The organism is Candidatus Acidiferrales bacterium (genome assembly GCA_036514995.1).
GTDB lineage: Bacteria > Acidobacteriota > Terriglobia > Acidiferrales > DATBWB01 > DATBWB01.
In genome coordinates this window covers 29958-48339 of the sequence record DATBWB010000066.1, presented here as the reverse complement: position 1 = coordinate 48339, position 18382 = coordinate 29958, and the positions used below count along the sequence as shown (strand labels likewise).

Genomic DNA, 18382 nt, shown 5'->3' with positions numbered 1-18382 from the left:
ATGAAGCCCTGGTTCTTCTCGAGAATCGTTGTCCCGGCTTTGCACTCATCACTCAGAATGTGGATGGGCTGCACGATCTTGCCGGGAGCCGCCATGTCATCAAGCTCCACGGCGATATCTGGACGCTGCGTTGCCAGCGCTGTGGCGCGGTCAAATCGGACCGCCGGGTGCCTTTGCCGGAAATTCCTCCTCGGTGTTCCTGCGGCGAGCTCTTGCGACCTGGCGTCGTTTGGTTCGGGGAGGCCTTGCCGCCTGCAGCTTGGCAGGCTGCTGTGCAAGCGGCTGAATCTTGCGCGGTCTTCTTGGTGGTTGGCACTTCGGCCGCGGTTTACCCCGCAGCCGGGCTTCCCATGGTGGCCAAAAACCGGGGCGCGAAGCTCATCGAGATTAATTTTGAGCCAACCGCCCTGACCCCTCTCGCTGACTACAGTTTCGTCGGAAAAGCGGACGAGATATTGCCGCAACTGGTGAGTTGATTCGATGCGTATCGGCTACTTCGACTGTTCTTCGGGCGTGGCTGGCGACATGATCTTGGGTGCGCTGGTGGATGCCGGGGTTCTCCTGGCCGATCTGGAAAAATCGCTGCTGGCCTTGCCCGTTCGAGGTTGGCGGCTGTCTGCTGAACCTGTCCATCGTGGCGATCTCCGGGCAACCCTCGTTCGCGTCCAGGCGGAGGCCAGCCCGCCCCCGCGTTCGCTCGCTGCTATCGTGGAACTCATCAGCAAAGCAAGCCTTCCCGCTGCGGTCCAACGACAGGCCGAGTGCATTTTTCGCCGGCTCGGCGAAGCTGAAGCCAAAGTCCACGGTCTCCCAATCGAGAAAGTCCACTTTCACGAAGTCGGTGCCCTCGACGCCATCGTGGACGTGGTTGGCGCATGCATCGGGTTTTCGCTGCTCGGCATCGAGAAGTTTGCCGCGTCTCAGCTCAACTTGGGAGGTGGCCGGGCGGAAACCGCTCACGGAACTTTGCCCATTCCTGCGCCGGCGACGCTTGAGCTGCTTCGGGAAGCGCCCGTTTATTCAAGCGGCGAAGTCGGTGAGTTGGTCACCCCGACGGGCGCTGCCATTCTTTCGACGCTCTGCTCCCATTTCGGCGCCTTGCCGCCGATGAAGCTCTGGCGTGTCGGCCACGGCGCCGGCTCCCGAGAAATCATGGGGCAGCCAAACGTTCTCCGCCTGCTTCTTGGGGAGGCAACGACGCTCTCCATCGAACCACCCGTGCGCGTCATCGAGGCCACCGTGGATGACATGAGTCCCCAGATCTATGCCTATTTTGCTGAGCAGGCGATGAGCGCCGGCGCGCTCGACGTTTTCTCTGTCCCCGCACAGATGAAAAAAAATCGTCCCGGCCAACTCATTCAGGTTGTCGCCCGGCCTGAGGATGCCTCCCGGCTCTGCGAGTTGGTCTTCGCGCAGACGACAACCATCGGCGTGCGCATCTACGAAGCGCAACGCCAGACCTTGGAGCGCGAATGGGTTTCCGTGGAAACCCGCTGGGGTCCGGTGCGCATGAAATTGGCCCGACGGAATGGCCAATTGCTGAACGCCGCGCCCGAATATGAAGATTGCGAAAAGATTGCGCGCGAACGCGGCGTGCCCTTAAAGGAGATCCTCGCCGAAGCTAGCTTTGTGTTTCGCAGCCAGAAGAAGGAGTGACGGGCTTTGAGCCCGTCATGCATATCGGGCTGAAGCTCGATAGTCCTAAAGACCGGTCCTGAGTCATGGAAAAGTTCTACCTCACCACGCCCATCTACTACGTCAATGCACGGCCGCACCTCGGTCACACCTACACGACCGTCGTGGCCGATACGATTGCGCGCTACAAGCGCATGCGCGGCTACGACGTCGTGTTTCTCACCGGTACCGACGAGCACGGGCAGAAAGTGGAGCGGTCGGCCAGAGCGGCGGGCCTCGACCCGCAACGCTTTGCCGATCAGATTTCAGCCGAATACCGTCGCCTGTGGGAAGAGCTCGATCTGAAGCATGACCGCTTCATCCGCACCACCGAGCTGCGGCACGAGCGCGCTGTCCATCGGTTGCTGCATCTCGCGAAGGACAACGGATACATTTACAAAGGCAGCTACCAGGGCCAGTACTGTGTCTTTGACGAACTCTACGTGGACGACCCCACGCCCGACGCGCCCTGTCCGGAGTGCGGCCGGCCCACCGAACACATCCGCGAGGAGAACTACTTCTTCAAGCTCTCAGCGTTTCAAGATCGTCTGCTCGATCACTACGAGAAACATCCCGAGTTCGTCCAGCCCGAAACGCGGCGGAACGAGGTGATTGCCTTTGTCCGCGGCGGCCTCCGCGACCTCTCTGTCAGCCGCACCACGCTCAAGTGGGGGATCCCCTGGCCGGGCGACGAGAAGCACGTCTTTTACGTTTGGTACGACGCGCTCACCAGCTATATGAGCGGCATCGGTTATGGCGACGACGAGCTGCAGTGGGAGAAATACTGGCCCGCCGACCTGCACCTGATTGGCAAGGAGATCTTGCGTTTCCACGCCGTCTATTGGCCGGCATTCCTGATGGCTGCGGGCGAGCCCCTGCCGAAAACGATCTTCGCGCACGGTTGGTGGCTTTTCGAGCAGCAGAAGATGTCGAAGTCGCGCGGCAATATCCAATTGCCGCAGCCCATCGCCCGCGTGTTGGGCGTGGACGCGCTGCGGTACTTCCTCCTGCGCGAAATGGTCTTCGGCCAGGACGGCAACTTCAGCCGCGAGGCGCTCATCAATCGCTACAATAGCGACCTCGCCAATGGACTGGGCAATCTTGCTAGCCGTACCCTCACGATGATAGACCGATACTTCGCCGGAGAAGTGCCAGCGCCCACTGGCACGAAGACCCCTCGCGATGAGACGGTCGAGGCGAGAGCAGTCCGCGACATTGGAACTTGCTTGATTCAGTACGACCAGTTGGCCTTCTCACCGGCCCTGGTGACGGTCTGGGGATTGATCGCGGAGGTTGACAAATACCTCGTTCTTCAGCAGCCCTGGGCCTTGGCGGAAGACCCCTCCCAACGCGACCGGCTCGCCACCGTGCTTTACACCGCCGCGGAAGCGCTGCGGATTGTCACTCTGCTGGCACATCCGGTTATGCCCCACGCAACAGCGAAGATCTGGCAACAGCTTGGGCTTCAGGCAAGTCCGGCCGATGAGCAACTGACTTCTGGGGTAACGATGGAAAACTGGGGGAAGCTGCGCCCGGGGACGCGCATCGGCAAGCCTGAACCGATCTTCCCCCGGGTGAAGAAGGACGATGCTTTGGATCAAATTGAGCAGCTCGAACAGGAGTTGCTGAGACCACCGAGTGTCCGTGGCCCGGCCGCGCCGGGCAAGGAGGCGAAAAGCAACGTGATTACGATTGAAGATTTTGCCAAGGTGGAGATGCGTGTCGGCGAGGTGAAATCTGTCGAGCGCGTCGCTGGTGCCGACAAGCTTTTGAAGCTGTTGGTGGACATCGGCGAAGAAGTGCGTCAGGTGGTGGCTGGCATCGCCGAAGTGTACAAGCCCGAAGACCTACTGGGCCGCAAGGTGGTCGTGGTGACAAACCTCCAGCCACGCAAGCTCCGCGGCGTCGAGTCCAACGGCATGGTCCTGGCCGCCACGGTGGGCGAGCAGGGGAAGCCGGTCCTGGTCGGCTTTTTGGAGGACGTGCCCAACGGCGCTCGCTTGAAGTAGGGGACACTGGCATGCATCTTGTGGACTCCCATGCCCATTTGGACTTCCCGGAATTCGACGCCGATCGCGAGGCCGTGATCGCCCGGGCACGAGACGCCGGCGTGGAACTCCTGCTCAGCATTGGAAGCGGTGCTGGACCGGATCGCCTCGATGCTGCCATCCCCTTTGCCCAACGTTATCCTTGGATTTACGCTTCCGTGGGCGTCCATCCTCATGACGCGGCCCGTATCTCTGCCGCGCACGACGATGCCTTGCGCAAGCTTGGCTCGGATTCGCGTGTGATCGCATGGGGCGAAATCGGTCTCGATTATCACTATCCGCAGCCGCCGCCGGAGGTTCAGCAGCGAGTTTTCCGCCGGCAACTCGACTTGGCTGCCGAAGCAAAGCTCCCCGTCATAATCCACTGCCGCCAGGCCTGGGGGGATTGCCTTCGTATCCTGGCCGAGCAGTGGGCCCCGACTAACCTCGGCGGCATTCTTCACTGCTTCAGCGGCACTCTGGACGATGCTCGCCGGGCTATCGGGTTTGGTTTTCTGGTATCATTTGCAGGCAACGTCACGTATCCGAAGGCTGCGGTGCTGCGTTCCGTTGCCGCGCAGTTGCCGCCCGATTGCTTGCTCGCGGAAACCGATTGCCCGTACTTGGCCCCCCAGCGCTTCCGGGGAAAGCGAAATGAGCCGGCTCACGTGGCTGAGGTGGTGCGAGCGCTGGCGGCGCTGCATCAAGCACCCGAGGACGCATTGGCCGCGGCCCTCCTTGAGAATTTCCGGAATCTCTTCCGCCTGCCTGTGGCGGCCTCCGGGGCGACGGGTAAGCTGGTAGAATCGTGACTGCTCAAGAAATTTTTGAACTGGTGCGCGACGACCTTCGCATGGTCGAGGGCGAATTCGCTGCCCAGAGCGATGCCGCCGTCGAACCGGTGGCTTCCATTGGTCGCTACCTGCTGGATGGCGGCGGAAAGCGGCTTCGTCCCGCCCTTCTGTTGCTGGCGGCCAAGTGCAGCGGCTATGAGGGACAATCCGCCATCAAGCTTGGCACCGTCGTCGAACTCATTCACACTGCCACCCTCATTCATGACGACGTCATCGATGGTGCTGATACCCGCCGCGGCCGCGCTTCTACCAACTCCCGGTGGGGAAATCATTTGAGCGTCCTTGCTGGCGACTGGCTCTACATGCAATCCTTCCAAATTGCCCTTGCCGAACGCAACTTTAAGATCCTGGACATCCTCATCGGCCTCACCCAAACCATGGTGGAAGGCGAGTTGCTTCAGCTCGCCCGCCTCGGCAAAATGGATTTGACCGAGGAGGACGCCCTCGACCTTGTCTACCGCAAAACCGCCTGTTTGTTTGGCGGCTGCGCCAAACTCGGAGCGGTCCTTGCCCGCCAGGAGAGTCTTGAGTTTCCCCTCTCCGAGTATGGGCGTCAGGCCGGGATGGCGTTTCAACTGGTGGACGATGTCTTGGACTTTACTTCTTCCGCTGCCAAGCTCGGTAAGCCCGTAGCCAGCGACCTCAAGGAAGGGAAGGTGACGCTGCCTCTCATCTACGCCCTGGAAACCGTCCATGGTAGCGGCCGCAAGAAGGTGGAAAGCGTCCTTCAGGACAAAGGCTTTCTCCGCGTGCACCCGGAGGAAATCGTGGCCCTCGTTCGTGAAACGGGCGCGCTCGAACGCACCCTTGCCCGCGCTCATCTCTACGCTGACAATGCTCGGCGGTGCCTGGACGTGGCCCCGGATTCTATCTATCGCCAGGCGCTCGCTGCCGTGCCTCAGTTCATTTTGGAGCGCGAGTACTGATTCGCCTGCCGCTCGCAAGCCGATGCCCCGCGAAATCGAAATCAAGCTGCTCGTCCGTGACTTGGATGGGATACGCCTCAGCCTCCTTCGCGCTGGGTTTCGACCCTCCCATCGATCCTTTGAAGACAACCTTGTATTCGATACGCCGGATCGGAAACTTCGCCGAAAAGCACAGCTCTTGCGCCTGCGGGAATACCGCCGAAGGGCCGTTCTGACCTTCAAGAGCCGGTTGGCCGGGAGCCGTCGCTACAAGGTGCGCGCCGAGGAGGAATTACTGCTCTCCAGCCGCGAAACGATGCGGATTATCCTCGAGCGCTTGGGCTACCGCATCGCCTTCCGATATCAGAAATACCGAACCCCTTTTCGTTCCACCCGCGAACCGGATCTATGCCTCTATCTGGACGAAACTCCGATCGGAGTCTTCCTCGAGTTGGAGGGTCGCCCGGCGGCCATTGGGCGTGTAGCCCGTCGCCTGGGCTTTCGGCCCGCGGATTATGTCACCCTGACCTACGCTGACCTCTACGCTCAGGTCTGCCGGCGGGAAGGGAAGCGTCCCTCCCACATGCTTTTCGAGCCCGGCCCCTGACGCCATTTGCGAACCCCCCGCAAAAAACCGAACTCCTTTCTTGACAAAGCTGCGGCGCACAGCGTATCAGGGCAGCGGGGAAGCGAAGATGAATTTCCACCGATGGACCTGACCTGGAGGCAGCCATGATTCACGCCACCGAACTGTTGCGTGCCAAGGTTTACGATGCCCAGGGCAACTTTGTTGGCCGGGTGAACGAGCTTTTTGTCAACCCGAGCGAGCAGTCCGACCGCATCGCTCGTTTCGGCATTGACCGCGGCAAGTATCAGCGCTTGCTTGCCCGGTACGAGCAGGTCGCCTTCGCCGCTCCGGGAACCCTCCGCCTCAACGTTCCTGAATTGGCCTTGGAAACCTTTTCCCCGAATGAAGGCTGGCTCGCCGTTCGCAAGGATCTTCTCGATCAGCAGATCATTGACATCAACGGGCGGAAAGTGGTTCGCGTGAACGATGTCGTCTTGAGTGAGCAGAAGACGAATGGCAGCATCGAACTCCGCCTTACTCAGGTGGACGTTGGCCTCACCGGCGCGCTTGGCCGGCTGCTCCAGGGAATGCTTGCCCCATCAACCATCCGAAAGATCCAGGAGCGAATGCCCGTTCGCGTCATTCCCTGGGACTATGTCAACCTGATTGAGACTGATCCAAAACGTCGCGTAAAGCTCAAGATTTCCCACGCCCGGCTTGCCCAACTCCACCCGGCTGACATTGCTGACATCATCGAGGAGTTGGCGCCCGCTGACCGGGGAGCGGTGGTCGAGGCTCTCGATGAGGAGACCGCTGCCGAAGCCCTCTCTGAGGTTGAGCCCCGGGTTCAAGCCCGCATTTTGGAGACGCTCGACCGCCAAAAAGCAGGCGATATCCTCGAAGAAATGGAGGCCGACGAAGCCGCTGACATGTTGGCCGGGCTGCCGGCCGAAACCTCTAACATCCTGCTGAAAGAGCTTTCCCAAGAAGACGCTCAGGAAGTGCGCGAGCTTTTGCAGTTTGAGGAATCTTCTGCCGGCGGCTTGATGACAACCAGCTTTGTGGCTGTGCCGGAGGAGCTGACTGTTGCCGATGCCGTCGCGCGCATTCGGGAAAGCCAGGTGGAAACCGACGCCCTGGACACGCTCTTCCTCATCGATTCCACTCACCGTCTTTTTGGCGCTGTGCCGGTCGCTCGCATGCTCTTGGCGGCCCCGGAGACCGTGATGAGTTCTCTCCGGCAGGAGCAGCTCATCTTTGCCGAACCGCAAATGGATCGAAAAGAGGTCATCACGCTGTTCAATAAGTACAACCTGCACATGCTCCCCATCGTGGACGAGGCAGCCCGGCTCGTGGGTGTGGTGACGGTGGACGATGTGCTCAGCATGCTGATTCGAACGGGATGAAGTGGCCGTTTCCAAGCGCGCGTTGGAATGGCTGGGGGCGGGCGTGGACCACCCGTCGCCGCCAGCTTGCCGTTCTCTTTGCTGTCATCGGACCGGGCATGATTACCGCGAACGTGGACAACGACGCCGGCGGTATCTACACCTACTCCCTCGCTGGCGCGCAGTTCGGCTACAAGCTGCTTTGGCTGATGATTCCTATGACGCTCGCCCTCATCGTCGTCCAGGAGATGGCCGCTCGCATGGGAGCGGTGACCGGCAAAGGGCTTTCCGATCTCATCCGCGAAGAGTTTGGCTTCCGCGCTACCTTCCTCATGATGCTGGCCATGTTGGCCGCCAATTTGGGCAATATCTTGGCTGAATTCGCCGGCATCGCCTCCAGCCTCGAGATTTTCGGCGTCAGCAAATACTTTTCTGTACCGCTGTCAGCTATTCTGGTTTGGGTGCTGGTGGTGAAAGGCACTTACAAGTCGGTGGAGAAGGTTTTTCTCATTGCTTGCACGGTCTATTTTTCCTACATCGTTTCCGGTTTTCTTGCTCGTCCTGACTGGGGAACTGCGATCAAGGCTACCCTCGTTCCCCAGATTGAGTGGAATACCTCCTATCTCGTGATGACGATCGGCGTGGTCGGTACCACCATCGCACCCTGGATGCAGTTCTACCTCCAGTCTGCCGTGGTGGAGAAAACCATCCCCTTGAGAAGGTATCGCGCCCTCAAACTCGATGTCATCTTTGGCTGCGTCATCACGGATCTGGTGGCGTTCTTTATTGTGGTCTGTTGCGCAGCCACGCTGTTTGCTACTGGCCACCACCAGATCGCCGACGCGGCTGAAGCGGCCGTTGCCCTCAAACCCCTGGCAGGAAGATACGCTACCGTTCTTTTCGCTTTCGGTCTCTTCAATGCCTCCATCTTCGCTGCCTCCATCCTTCCTCTTTCCACCGCCTTCTTTGTCTGCGAAGGCCTGGGATTTGAGGCCGGCGTGGACAAGCGCTTCAATGAAGCTCCGGTGTTCTACTGGCTTTACACCGCGCTCATTGTCGTGGGTGCTGGCCTCATCTTGCTCCCGGGTGCCCCGTTGGTTCGTATTCTGGTGCTTTCGCAGGTCGCCAACGGTATCGTCCTGCCCTATTTGCTCATCTTCATGCTGCTCCTCGTTAACCGCAGCGATTTGATGGGAATCCACACAAACTCTCGCTCGTTTAACGTCGTTGCTTGGCTCACCTGCGTCTTGCTGATTGCCATGACGCTTGCTCTGGTCTATTTCACGTTGCGCCCGGGCGCCCCGTAAGCGGTTGCGGCCCGCTTTCCTTGTTATTCTTATAGGGATGTGCTAATTTTCATCGAGGTCGGAATGTACGCTCGTGAACTCCGCAACGGCACTCTTCAAACCGGGTAGCGCAGCAGCGCATCTCCTCAGCCGAATCAATCTCAATGCCCTGCCGAAGCACATCGCCATCATCATGGACGGCAATGGCCGCTGGGCGCGGCGGCGCGGTCTGCCGCGCGTCGCTGGCCACCGTGCCGGCATCCGCGCTACCCGTGAGGTGGTCGAGACTTGCAGCCGCTTGAACGTTTCCGTTCTCACTCTTTTTGCCTTTTCTATGGAAAACTGGAAACGCCCCAGGGCGGAAGTAAATTTCCTCATGCAGCTCTTGCGGACCTATATCCGCAAAGAGTTGCCCATGCTGGTGCAAAACAACGTCCGGCTCCAGTCCATTGGCCGCGCCCACCAGCTTCCTGGCCCGGTGCGCCAGGATCTTGAAAAAGCGATTCGGACCACCGAGCAAAACAGCGGCCTTTGTCTCAACGTTGCTCTCAATTATGGTGCCCGGGCCGAGCTCGTCGACGCCTTCCATTCCATTGTTCGTGCCATCAAGTGCAATGGCCTCGAAGAAAAATCCATTGATGAAGAGCTGATTTCGCGCCACCTTTACACCGCCGGAATGCCCGATCCTGACCTGCTCATCCGCACCAGCGGCGAACTGCGCGTCAGCAATTTCCTGCTTTGGCAAATTGCCTATTCCGAGATCTGGGTTACGCCAACCCTTTGGCCTGACTTCACCAAGCGAGAGTTGCTGGAAGCCATCCTTGACTACCAACGCCGCGATCGTCGTTACGGCGGCCTCTCTGACTCTGATTCGGCCGTCGGTCGTATTGCCTTGCATTCCGGCCTCTCCCGCGGTCGCCATTGAGCGAAAACGCCCTATAGCCATTCTGCCGGCTTCTATCGCCCCTCCCTTCGTGTTACCTTTCCTTCATGACTGGCCTCCGTATTGCCTCGGCTGCCGTCCTCATCCCGCTTGTTCTCGTCTTCGTGTTCCTGGTCCCCACGTGGCTTTTCGGGCTGGCCGTCGCGTTCGTCACTCTGCTGGCGTTGCGCGAATACTTCCAACTCGCTCGTCTCTCCGGTATGAGCACCCTGGACGGGCCCGGCTACTTCTTCGCATTGGTCTTGATCGCGTCGCAAGCCCTTCTGCCTTTTGGTACCGCCCTCTTCATTTCGGGCGCCGGAATGGCCCGGCAATCTCATGTTCGGCTGGAGACTGGCTTCTCTCCCGTCCTGGTCCTGTTAGCGTTTGTGGTCGGCGCCTCCGCGTGGGCGTTTGCCTTGCAAGTTCCGCTCGCGCAATTTCTCCCGGGCCTGGCGACCACTGGCCTTGGGCTTCTCTGGATTGGGCTGCCGCTATCCCTGCTAGTTTCTCTTCGAGCCGTCTCCCCGTATTTTGGGCCGCGGCTGCTCTTTTTTCTCTTGGCGGTGATTTGGGTGGGGGACTCCGCCGCCTATTTCGTGGGTCGAGCGGTGGGCCGCCATAAGCTCAGCCCGCGGATCAGCCCGGGCAAAACGGTCGAGGGAGCGGTCGCCAGTCTCCTCGGCTCGCTCCTCGTTGCCGCACTTCTTGCCCTTTGGCAGCATGCCATTCCCCTAGGCCTCTTGCTCGCTGCCGCCCTTCTGACAAACCTGGCAGCACAATTGTCCGATCTGATCGAATCTGCTTTCAAGCGAGGGGCTGGCGCCAAAGATTCCGGGCAGTTGATTCCGGGTCATGGCGGCGTTCTCGACCGCATAGACAGCCTTCTGCTGGCAATTCCGGTTCTGTGGTACTATTCGATGTTGGTCGTCAGTAAATATTTTTGATTATCCCGGTCCTCGATGAAGCGGCTCGCCATTCTCGGCTCTACCGGCTCGATTGGTCGGCAATGTCTTGAAGTGGTAGAGAGCATGCCCGGCCGGTTCGAGGTGGTAGGCCTTTCTGCTGGTGAGAACGTCGCTCTGATGAGCGAGCAGATTCGCCGGCACCGCCCGCGGTGCGTTGCTGTCGCCAGCGACCGGGCGGCCAATGCTCTTCGCGAGGGGCTCTTGGGAAATGGCAGCGGCACCTTGCCTGAGATTCTTTGCGGCGGAGAGGGCATCACTGCGGTTGCAACCTTGCCTGAAGTAGATTTGGTCGTTTCCTCAACCGTGGGCGTGGCCGCCTTGCCTGCCACCTACGAGGCGGTTCTTCGGGGCAAGAAGTTGGCCCTGGCTAACAAAGAAGTTCTGGTGGCTGCCGGCAAGCTCGTTACCAAAGCGGCTGTCCGGGCAGGAGCAGAAATTCTGCCGATCGATAGCGAACACAATGCTATTCACCAGTGCTTGCGGGCCGGCCAATCCTCCGAAGTCCGGCGGCTTGTCCTGACTGCTTCGGGTGGCCCCTTTCGGAAGGCTTCCCTCAGCCAGCTACAACACGCCACCCCGGAGCAAGCGCTCAATCATCCCAACTGGCGCATGGGACAGCGCATCACAATAGATTCTGCCACACTGATGAACAAGGGCCTGGAAATCATTGAAGCCCATTGGCTTTTCGGTTTCTCGCCGGATCAGATCGAGGTGGTCATTCACCCCCAGTCTAAGATTCATTCCATGGTGGAATTCGTGGATGGCTCGGTTGTGGCGCAGCTCGGCCCGGCGGACATGCGCTTGCCCATTCAATACGCCTTGACCTATCCCGAGCGCGTTCCGACCGCCGCCCTGCCCATCGATTGGGTGAAGGTGCGAAAGCTGGAATTCAGCCGCCCAAGCAACCGCAAGTTCCGCTGTTTGGGGCTGGCCCGAAAGGCCCTGGCGGCTGGGGGCATTCTCCCGGCTGCCATGAATGCAGCCGATGAAGTCGCCGTGCGCGCGTTTTTGGAGCGTCGGATTTCCTTTTTGGCGATTGCCGAGGTCATCGAGCGAGTGCTGGCCCGCATTCCTAACAGCGAGCCGGGCTCCGTGGATGACGTTCTTGTGGCGGATCGGGAGGCGCGTCGCCTGGCGAGCGAGGAAGTGGCTCGTTGCCAGGCCTAGGTGGTGCGATGGGAAATGTTTTGTCTTACGTAGCTGGGGTCTTCCTCGTTCTCGGGTTAATGATCCTGGTTCATGAGCTTGGCCACTTCCTCGCTGCTCGCATTTTCGGCGTTCGGGTGGATGTCTTCTCCTTTGGAATTGGCCCCCGGCTCTTTGGTTATCGCCGAGGGCCAACTGACTATCGCGTGAGTCTCCTGCCGCTCGGCGGCTACGTCAGGCTGGCCGGCTCGGACCCTTCCGAGGAACGCAGCGGCGCGCCGGAAGAGTACCTCTCGCGGCCGAGGTGGCGGCGAGCGATCATCGCCAGCGCTGGCCCTGTCATGAATGTCATGGCGGCGATTGTTCTCATGACCGGGGTATTTCACGCTGGTTTTCCCCGTCCGGCTTTTCTCGATCAGCCGGCCCGCATCGGGGCCGTAGACAAGGACTCCCCCGCAGCCAAGGCAGCTATCCAGCCGGGAGATTTGATCGTGCGCCTGGAGAATTGGCAGAACCCCCGATGGGAGAAGATAAACTTTGAGGTATTGAGCAGTGCCTGGCGACCACTCTCCATAACCATCCGACGTGGGGAGCAAGAACTGCAAACCAGTATCCAACCCGTCGCCCAGGGCAGGGAACAGATCGGCTACGCGGGCTGGCTGCCTTCGGAACCAGCAATCATTGGCAGCGTGGAACCGGGCAAGCCTGCTGACCGCGCCGGTCTCCGCCCGGGTGACGAGATCATCGCCCTCGATGGCGATCGAGTCTGGTCGCGTGATCTCTTGTCCCGGTTGCAACAGATCGGCGACCGGGAAACCACGCTGACCGTCCTTCGCGCGGGTCAGAATCTCGATTCTCGCGTTCGTCCTGCCTTCATGGAGCGAGGCGGCCAGAAGGTTTGGGCGATCGGTGTCAGCCTGCCCCAGCCGATAACCTTGAGGTCTCTCCCGCTGCACTTGGCGTTTGTTGAATCGTTGGACTGGAACTATCGCAACTGCGGGATGATCTTCGACGTCGTCATTAGGCTTTTTGAGCGGCGTTTGTCGCTCCGCGCACTGGGTGGCCCGATTGACATCACCCGCCAGTCGGGTGAAGCTGCCCAGCGTGGTTTGCTCGATCTCGTCTATTTCATGGCGCTCATCAGCTTGAATCTCGCCGTCCTGAATATCCTGCCGATCCCCATCCTCGACGGCGGCCACATCCTCGTGCTTGCCGTCGAGGGAACGATCCGCCGAGATTTGAGCCTTCGCTTGAAGGAGCGAATCGTGCAACTGGGTTTGGTCTTTCTCATCCTCATATTCGGCATCGTCATGTATAATGACATCCTCAAGCTCACACGCTAGGTTTGAAGGACTTTCATGAGGCATCCAGTACTCGCGCCCCGTCGCAAAACTCGTTCTGTCAAAGTGGGGAATTACGTTGTCGGCGGGGACGCCCCGGTGGTCGTTCAATCCATGACCAAGACGGACACCCGCGACGTCGAGGCTACTCTTCGTCAGATCGAACAGCTCGAACAGGTTGGCTGTGAGATCATCCGTCTGGCGGTGCCTGACGCCGAGGCCGCCGCTGCCCTCGCCGAGATTCGCAAGCGTACCAAGGCTACTTTGGTTGCCGACATCCATTTTCAATACCGTCTTGCCCTGGCCGCGCTCGACGCCGGCATTGACAAGCTTCGGTTGAATCCGGGCAACATCGGCGATGCCGAGAAAGTTCGCCAGGTGGTTCGCAAGGCTCAAACCTGCGGTGTGCCCATCCGCATCGGGGTGAACGCCGGTTCACTCGAGCGTCATCTCCTCGAAAAATACGGCTATCCCACGCCGGAAGCAATGGTGGAGAGCGCCCTCGAGCACGTTCGCATTCTCGAGGAGCTCGGCTTCCACGACACCATCATTTCCCTGAAAGCCTCCAGCGTGAATATGACCGTGGCTGCTTACCGGCTCTTGGCCGCGCAGGTGGATTACCCCTTCCACCTGGGCATCACCGAAGCCGGAACGGCCTTTTCCGGAACCATCAAGTCAGCCATCGGCCTGGGCATCCTCCTGGCCGAGGGCATTGGCGACACTATTCGCGTTTCGCTGGCTGCCGATTCCACGGAAGAAGTCCGCGTCGCCTATGACTTGCTCAAGGCCCTTGAAATCCGCGCCCGCGGCCCCATGATCATCGCTTGCCCCACCTGTGGCCGGCTGGAAGTTGACCTGTTTAAGATCGTCGGAGAGATCGAGCGCAGCGTGGCACACGTCAAAGAGCCCATCCAGGTTGCGGTGATGGGCTGCGCCGTGAACGGCCCGGGTGAAGCGCGCACCGCCCACCTGGGCGTTGCCTGCGGTCGTGGAAATGGCGTGATTTATCGCGACGGGAAAGCCATCCGGCGTGTGAGCGAAGAGGAAATCGTTCCCGAGTTGCTGAAGGAAATCGAGCGGTACGTCGCCGACTACGCCGCTGCCCTGGCCCCCGTAGCCGGGGACGACTAGAAGAGTAATCAAAGAGCCTCGCGGCAGACCCCATCCCGAGGCTTCGGGGTTCGTCGCTTAGTGGTGGTTTGGAGTACCTTCCCGCAGATTACCGCCGATGATCTCGCCGAAAAAAGCTCTCTGCCCGCTCGATATCCTTGAGGATTTGCGCCTTTAAGGCCTCAGGGGAAGGAAATTTTCTCTCATCGCGCAGCCGGGCATGGAAGCGGACCTCGATGTGGTCCACTCCAATCGTTTGCCTTTTTCCCAGCAGATGGGTTTCGATCTGCAATCCATCCCCGCCAAAGGTGGGCCGATAGCCGACATTGGTCAAAGAAGGTCTCGGCGAGCGCCGGCCAGCGAGTAACGTCTCCGTCACGTACACACCCCGCGCCGGCAGCAACTCCTGATCCGCAGTCAGGTTCAATGTGGGCACCGTAAGTTTGCGCCCGACTCCGTGACCGGGATTGACCGTGCCCGTTAGCGCAAAGGGCCGGCCGAGCAGCCGCGCCGCCGGCGCCACCTCGCCCGCCTGAATCAATCCTCGAATGCGCGTCGAGGAGACAATTTCGCCTCGCACTTCGACCGGGGACACCACTTCCAGTCGAAATCCAAAACGAGCTGACATCTCTTCTAACGTGGCGACACCCCCCGCTTGGCCATGGCCGAACCGGAAATTGGCTCCGACGTAGATCTCGCGGCTCGAAAGCGATCCGCACAGCACCCGGCGAACAAAATCCTCCGGGGAAAGCAAGGAAAGTTCCCGCGTAAAAGCCAGAACAATCAAAACACGAATTCCAGCTTCGGCCAGCAAAGCTTGCTTTTGGAAAGCAGTCAGAATCAGCCGCGGCGACTGTTCCGCCCGCAGGATGCGGCTGGGATGAGGATCAAAGGTAATCGCCACCGGCGTGCCCCGCAACCGCCGCGCCCGAGCAACCACCTCCCGGATAATCTTTTGGTGGCCGAGATGTACACCATCAAAATTGCCGATGGTGACCACCGGCGCCGGCCAGTTGCTGTCCCATTGCTCCAGGCTGTGGAGGACACGCAGGCCCGCCATCACGCTTCCGTCTCCAACTCGAGGGTATCAAACGCCATCCGTACGTGGCCCGGCAGCCGGGCGTTGGTGGCTTGGTGCGGCAGGTCATGGCAGATATGAGTGAAATACGCCCGCTTTGGCTGGATCTTGCTGACCAACCCCAGCGAGTTTTCCACGGTCGAGTGCGTTGGATGCGGCACGTCCCGCAGCGCATCCAAAATCAAAATATCCAGATCCTCCAAGAGGGAGAACGATTCTGCCGGAATCTCGCTGAAATCGGTCAGGTACGCCATCCTCCCGGCGCGAAACCCCAGCACCGCCATGTTTCCGTGCCACAGTGGCACCGGCTTGAATTCTACGCCGAAAAGGTTCAGCGGACCGCTGATTTCCCGCATCTGCACGCTCGGTAGCGTGCTCGCCGTCGGCTCGGGCGAGAGAACGTACGAGAAGACCCGGCGAAGAATGTCGAGCGTAGCTCGGTCGGCGTAGAGAGGAATTTCTTCGCCTTGCTTGATGTTGAATGGACGCACGTCATCCATCCCCAGAATATGGTCGGCATGGCCATGGGTGTAGAGCACGGCGTCCAGCCGATCCAGGCCGGCTCGCAACGCCTGAAACCGAAAGTCAGGGGAGGTGTCAATGACAACCGCGCGGCCGTCATAGCGCACCAGCAGAGAAGGCCGGGTGCGTTGATCCCGCGGATCCGCTGACTGGCAAACTCCACAGTGGCAACCGATCGTCGGTACGCCCATGGAGGTGCCGGAGCCCAGGATGGTGAGACGTAGGCGAGGCATGGCTAGTGCCGTTTCAACGATCTGAGCCCGAACTCAAGACGGTTCCGCATGCAACCTTGTTTCCCCCTCCAGCCGGCAGAATGTTTTGGAACGGCGCTAGCTTTGGGTCTTGCCTCGTTCTCTCACTGCCTGCGCGGTCGCCTGCGCCACATTCAGGTAGGCCAACTTCAATTCCGCTTTCACCTCCCCCAGCATCGTCGCCTCATCCTGGGTCAGGTTGCCGCTGGTCTTTTCCGCCAGCACTTCCAACAGGTCAATCACGTGCCGGGCTCCTTCAAGATCCACAATCGCGTGGCCGGTTTCCGGATCGGCAAAGGCCCCCAGGAGCGCCAGGGCTGAACGGTAGAAGGAACCGACCAGCGCAGAAAAATCTGCCGCTGAACTCGTCCCGGGCGGCGATTCGAACTCCAAGGATGCTTTTGGAGCAGTCCCCTTGGGAACCTCTTGCCGGGGCGGAGTTGACGCCGGCCTGGCCTCGGGTTTCGCTTCGCCAGTTGTTGACTCTGCTCCCCTGGCCGCTTCTTCTTCCAAGATGTCCTTGCGTCGTTCACCCTCCGAGGTGAAGTGGCGGCGGTCAACAACCTTGAACCTTTCCTCTTTCGGTTTGGGTTGGTCGGCCATCGCTAACCTACCTTTCCTGTCGCAGGCATCGCAGCCGAATTGCCGGTTGCCGCCCATTCCTGGTATATGGCAAGGTCCAGGTCGGCAAAGATGGAGTCTGTCGCCTCGATCTCAGCCAGCCGCTCGCTCGCTGCGCCCGAGAGCTGCTTGCACTCCCGGTATCCGGCAAGCATGTTGAAAATCTCCAGGAACCAATCGCGGTGTGTCCGGAAGCGCTTCTCGGCGTAGTCCCGGGCGCTGCCGGTCGAAATCAAGAATTGCCAGTCGGACGATTCCAGCAGCAAGAGCTCTCGGCAAAGCTGTTGCAGGAGGCGACGCTCCGTCGGATCAACTTTGCCCACCCCGGAACTGATCAATTCCAGCAGCGCTGCCTCGGCCGGATAGATATCTCGCCACGTCCATTCCGTGTCCGCGTTCCACCACATCTCATGCCCCCCGCCTCTGCCCCAGGAACCCTCTGGCAAGTCAATCCGCGCGTCAGGTGGATAGAGGTCGAAATAGCCCCCCAGCGAGATCGTCTCGATCTCGGATTGCAGCGCCAGTTCCTCCAGAACGTGTTCTAAGAACTCCGGTCCCTCAAACCACCAATGGCCGAACAGCTCGGCATCAAAGGCGGCCACCAAAATTCCCGGCCGGCCCGTGCGCGCCCACTCCGCTCGGAGGATATTTTGCGTTAGCGAGACAAAATGGCGGGCGTGATCCCTGGTTCTCTCCACCGCTCGTGTCCGCGAGTAGGGTTGTTTTCCGCCGAGGTCGATCTTGGGATGAGTCACCTGCCAGTAACGCAGCCCCGTTGGCCAGCGTTTCTTGTGGAAGTCCAAATAGTTGGCGTCCCCGGGATAGCCGTGTTCGCCGCTCCATACCTGGACCCCCGTCTGCGGATCACGCACAAACACTGCTACCTGGGCGGCAGCCCGCCGCGGCGGGCCGACAAAGTAGGGCCGGTAAGGGCTTCTTTCCGGCGGGCGATCAAAACGAGGCGGTTGCGCCAGCTTCTCGTAGGGGGAGAACTGGACCGTCCGATCCAGCAAGTGTGTATCGCAGACAAAATACTGGAGGCCGTTGGCGGCCAGGATCTCCTCCACACCGGCCCGCGCTCGTTTCAATAGGGGCGGCGCTTCCCCATGAGGCGGTTCCCACCTCCCCGCCGGCCGATAGCCGCATTCCGGCAGCCAAATACCGCGCGGCTTCCGCCCAAACATTTTTTGATGCGTCGCGACCGCCAACCGTACCTGGGCGTTGATGGATGCGTCGGTGCCGAGAAGCGGCACATAGCCATGCGTGGCGGCGCAGGTCATCAGCTCAAGCTGCCCGCCTTCGGCAAGACGGCTGAAAGCGGCCACCAGGTTCGAACCGAAGCCTTCGACGAACCGCCGCTCCACGTCCCGGTAGTGAAGCTCCCACTGACGTGCCTGCTCCAGGCATTCCCCTTCGCCGAGAGCGAGAAATTCGTTCTGATCGCGCCGCGCCGCAGCCGCTTTCACCTCCAGGTATTGCGGAAAGCTTTCGAGGAAGGTCGGGTGGAGAAGTTGTTCCAGCAGGACCGGCGTGAGGTTGATCGAAAAGCGCGCCTTGAGGCCCCGGCGATCGGCGGCCTCGATCATCCCCAGAAGGGGCACGTAGGTTTCCGCCGCTGCCTCGTGCAGCCAGTCCAGCCCGTGCGGCCATACTCCGTGGTGGATCAAATAGGGCAGGTGGGAGTGCAAAACAATACTGATGTAGCCCTTCGCCATCGCTGATTTT

General features: G+C 60.2%; 17 protein-coding genes. 13 read left to right on the top strand and 4 right to left on the bottom strand.

All coding sequences use genetic code 11. The features are described 5' to 3' along the window. The 13 genes from VIH17_05110 to ispG form a co-directional block, all read left to right on the top strand. Positions 1-476 (top strand): Sir2 family NAD-dependent protein deacetylase (locus VIH17_05110; protein HEY4682613.1); only part of this gene is annotated, 476 nt, incomplete at its 5' end. Between the two features lie 4 nt (positions 477-480). Further along, complete coding sequence (larC, locus tag VIH17_05105; protein HEY4682612.1) at positions 481-1656, top strand: nickel pincer cofactor biosynthesis protein LarC; 1176 nt, start codon at positions 481-483, stop codon at positions 1654-1656. 65 nt (positions 1657-1721) lie between these two features. Continuing rightward, positions 1722-3683: a methionine--tRNA ligase gene (gene metG, locus VIH17_05100; protein HEY4682611.1), complete on the top strand. Its 1962-nt coding sequence runs from the start codon at positions 1722-1724 to the stop codon at positions 3681-3683. A gap of 11 nt (positions 3684-3694) precedes the next feature. Further along, positions 3695-4513: a TatD family hydrolase gene (locus VIH17_05095; protein ID HEY4682610.1), complete on the top strand. Its 819-nt coding sequence runs from the start codon at positions 3695-3697 to the stop codon at positions 4511-4513. Continuing rightward, positions 4510-5481: a polyprenyl synthetase family protein gene (locus VIH17_05090; GenBank protein HEY4682609.1), complete on the top strand. Its 972-nt coding sequence runs from the start codon at positions 4510-4512 to the stop codon at positions 5479-5481. Before VIH17_05095 ends, VIH17_05090 begins: the two co-directional genes overlap by 4 nt. A 22-nt stretch (positions 5482-5503) precedes the next feature. Then, a complete protein-coding gene (locus VIH17_05085) occupies positions 5504-6067 on the top strand; it encodes a class IV adenylate cyclase (GenBank protein ID HEY4682608.1) in 564 nt (187 codons plus the stop codon). A gap of 125 nt (positions 6068-6192) precedes the next feature. Beyond that, the gene (locus VIH17_05080) at positions 6193-7434 is read left to right on the top strand and encodes a CBS domain-containing protein (protein HEY4682607.1); all 1242 of its coding nucleotides are present in this window, start codon (positions 6193-6195) and stop codon (positions 7432-7434) included. Continuing rightward, positions 7431-8720 carry an Nramp family divalent metal transporter gene (locus tag VIH17_05075; protein HEY4682606.1) on the top strand — a complete coding sequence of 430 codons (1290 nt, stop codon included), beginning with the start codon at positions 7431-7433 and terminating at the stop codon, positions 8718-8720. The genes VIH17_05080 and VIH17_05075 overlap by 4 nt, the downstream gene beginning before the upstream one ends. A gap of 73 nt (positions 8721-8793) precedes the next feature. Beyond that, positions 8794-9624 (top strand): isoprenyl transferase, encoded by an 831-nt coding sequence (locus tag VIH17_05070; protein HEY4682605.1) that lies wholly within the window; start codon positions 8794-8796, stop codon positions 9622-9624. A 65-nt stretch (positions 9625-9689) separates the two neighbouring features. After that, positions 9690-10568 (top strand): phosphatidate cytidylyltransferase, encoded by an 879-nt coding sequence (locus tag VIH17_05065; GenBank protein HEY4682604.1) that lies wholly within the window; start codon positions 9690-9692, stop codon positions 10566-10568. Between the two features lie 15 nt (positions 10569-10583). Continuing rightward, a complete protein-coding gene (locus VIH17_05060; GenBank protein HEY4682603.1) occupies positions 10584-11756 on the top strand; it encodes a 1-deoxy-D-xylulose-5-phosphate reductoisomerase in 1173 nt (390 codons plus the stop codon). Between the two features lie 8 nt (positions 11757-11764). Next, entirely contained in the window at positions 11765-13078 is a 1314-nt protein-coding gene (gene rseP, locus VIH17_05055) for an RIP metalloprotease RseP (protein HEY4682602.1), read from the top strand. 15 nt (positions 13079-13093) lie between these two features. Then, positions 13094-14206, top strand: a complete 1113-nt coding sequence (gene ispG / locus VIH17_05050; protein HEY4682601.1) for a flavodoxin-dependent (E)-4-hydroxy-3-methylbut-2-enyl-diphosphate synthase — start codon at positions 13094-13096, stop codon at positions 14204-14206. 88 nt (positions 14207-14294) lie between these two features. Here ispG and VIH17_05045 read toward each other — a convergent pair whose 3' ends face one another. From VIH17_05045 to VIH17_05030, 4 genes are all read right to left on the bottom strand, one after another. Next, positions 14295-15245, bottom strand: a complete 951-nt coding sequence (locus VIH17_05045) for a bifunctional riboflavin kinase/FAD synthetase (protein ID HEY4682600.1) — start codon at positions 15243-15245, stop codon at positions 14295-14297. Next, entirely contained in the window at positions 15245-16018 is a 774-nt protein-coding gene (locus VIH17_05040; protein ID HEY4682599.1) for an MBL fold metallo-hydrolase, read from the bottom strand. The genes VIH17_05045 and VIH17_05040 overlap by 1 nt, the downstream gene beginning before the upstream one ends. Positions 16019-16114: 96 nt before the next feature. After that, the gene (locus tag VIH17_05035) at positions 16115-16639 is read right to left on the bottom strand and encodes a DUF1844 domain-containing protein (protein ID HEY4682598.1); all 525 of its coding nucleotides are present in this window, start codon (positions 16637-16639) and stop codon (positions 16115-16117) included. A 2-nt stretch (positions 16640-16641) separates the two neighbouring features. Then, complete coding sequence (locus VIH17_05030) at positions 16642-18372, bottom strand: 1,4-alpha-glucan branching protein domain-containing protein (protein ID HEY4682597.1); 1731 nt, start codon at positions 18370-18372, stop codon at positions 16642-16644. Between the last annotated feature and the right edge of the window lie 10 nt (positions 18373-18382).

Bases quoted from the DNA above. Each gene is read 5' to 3' on its own strand.
- larC (HEY4682612.1), top strand. From the start codon at position 481: ATGCGTATCGGCTACTTCGACTGTTCTTCGGGCGTGGCTGGCGACATG.
- metG (HEY4682611.1), top strand. From the start codon at position 1,722: ATGGAAAAGTTCTACCTCACCACGCCCATCTACTACGTCAATGCACGG.
- VIH17_05095 (HEY4682610.1), top strand. From the start codon at position 3,695: ATGCATCTTGTGGACTCCCATGCCCATTTGGACTTCCCGGAATTCGAC.
- VIH17_05085 (HEY4682608.1), top strand. From the start codon at position 5,504: ATGCCCCGCGAAATCGAAATCAAGCTGCTCGTCCGTGACTTGGATGGG.
- VIH17_05080 (HEY4682607.1), top strand. From the start codon at position 6,193: ATGATTCACGCCACCGAACTGTTGCGTGCCAAGGTTTACGATGCCCAG.
- VIH17_05075 (HEY4682606.1), top strand. From the start codon at position 7,431: ATGAAGTGGCCGTTTCCAAGCGCGCGTTGGAATGGCTGGGGGCGGGCG.
- VIH17_05065 (HEY4682604.1), top strand. From the start codon at position 9,690: ATGACTGGCCTCCGTATTGCCTCGGCTGCCGTCCTCATCCCGCTTGTT.
- VIH17_05060 (HEY4682603.1), top strand. From the start codon at position 10,584: ATGAAGCGGCTCGCCATTCTCGGCTCTACCGGCTCGATTGGTCGGCAA.
- rseP (HEY4682602.1), top strand. From the start codon at position 11,765: ATGGGAAATGTTTTGTCTTACGTAGCTGGGGTCTTCCTCGTTCTCGGG.
- ispG (HEY4682601.1), top strand. From the start codon at position 13,094: ATGAGGCATCCAGTACTCGCGCCCCGTCGCAAAACTCGTTCTGTCAAA.
- VIH17_05045 (HEY4682600.1), bottom strand. From the start codon at position 15,245: ATGGCGGGCCTGCGTGTCCTCCACAGCCTGGAGCAATGGGACAGCAAC.
- VIH17_05040 (HEY4682599.1), bottom strand. From the start codon at position 16,018: ATGCCTCGCCTACGTCTCACCATCCTGGGCTCCGGCACCTCCATGGGC.
- VIH17_05035 (HEY4682598.1), bottom strand. From the start codon at position 16,639: ATGGCCGACCAACCCAAACCGAAAGAGGAAAGGTTCAAGGTTGTTGAC.
- VIH17_05030 (HEY4682597.1), bottom strand. From the start codon at position 18,372: ATGGCGAAGGGCTACATCAGTATTGTTTTGCACTCCCACCTGCCCTAT.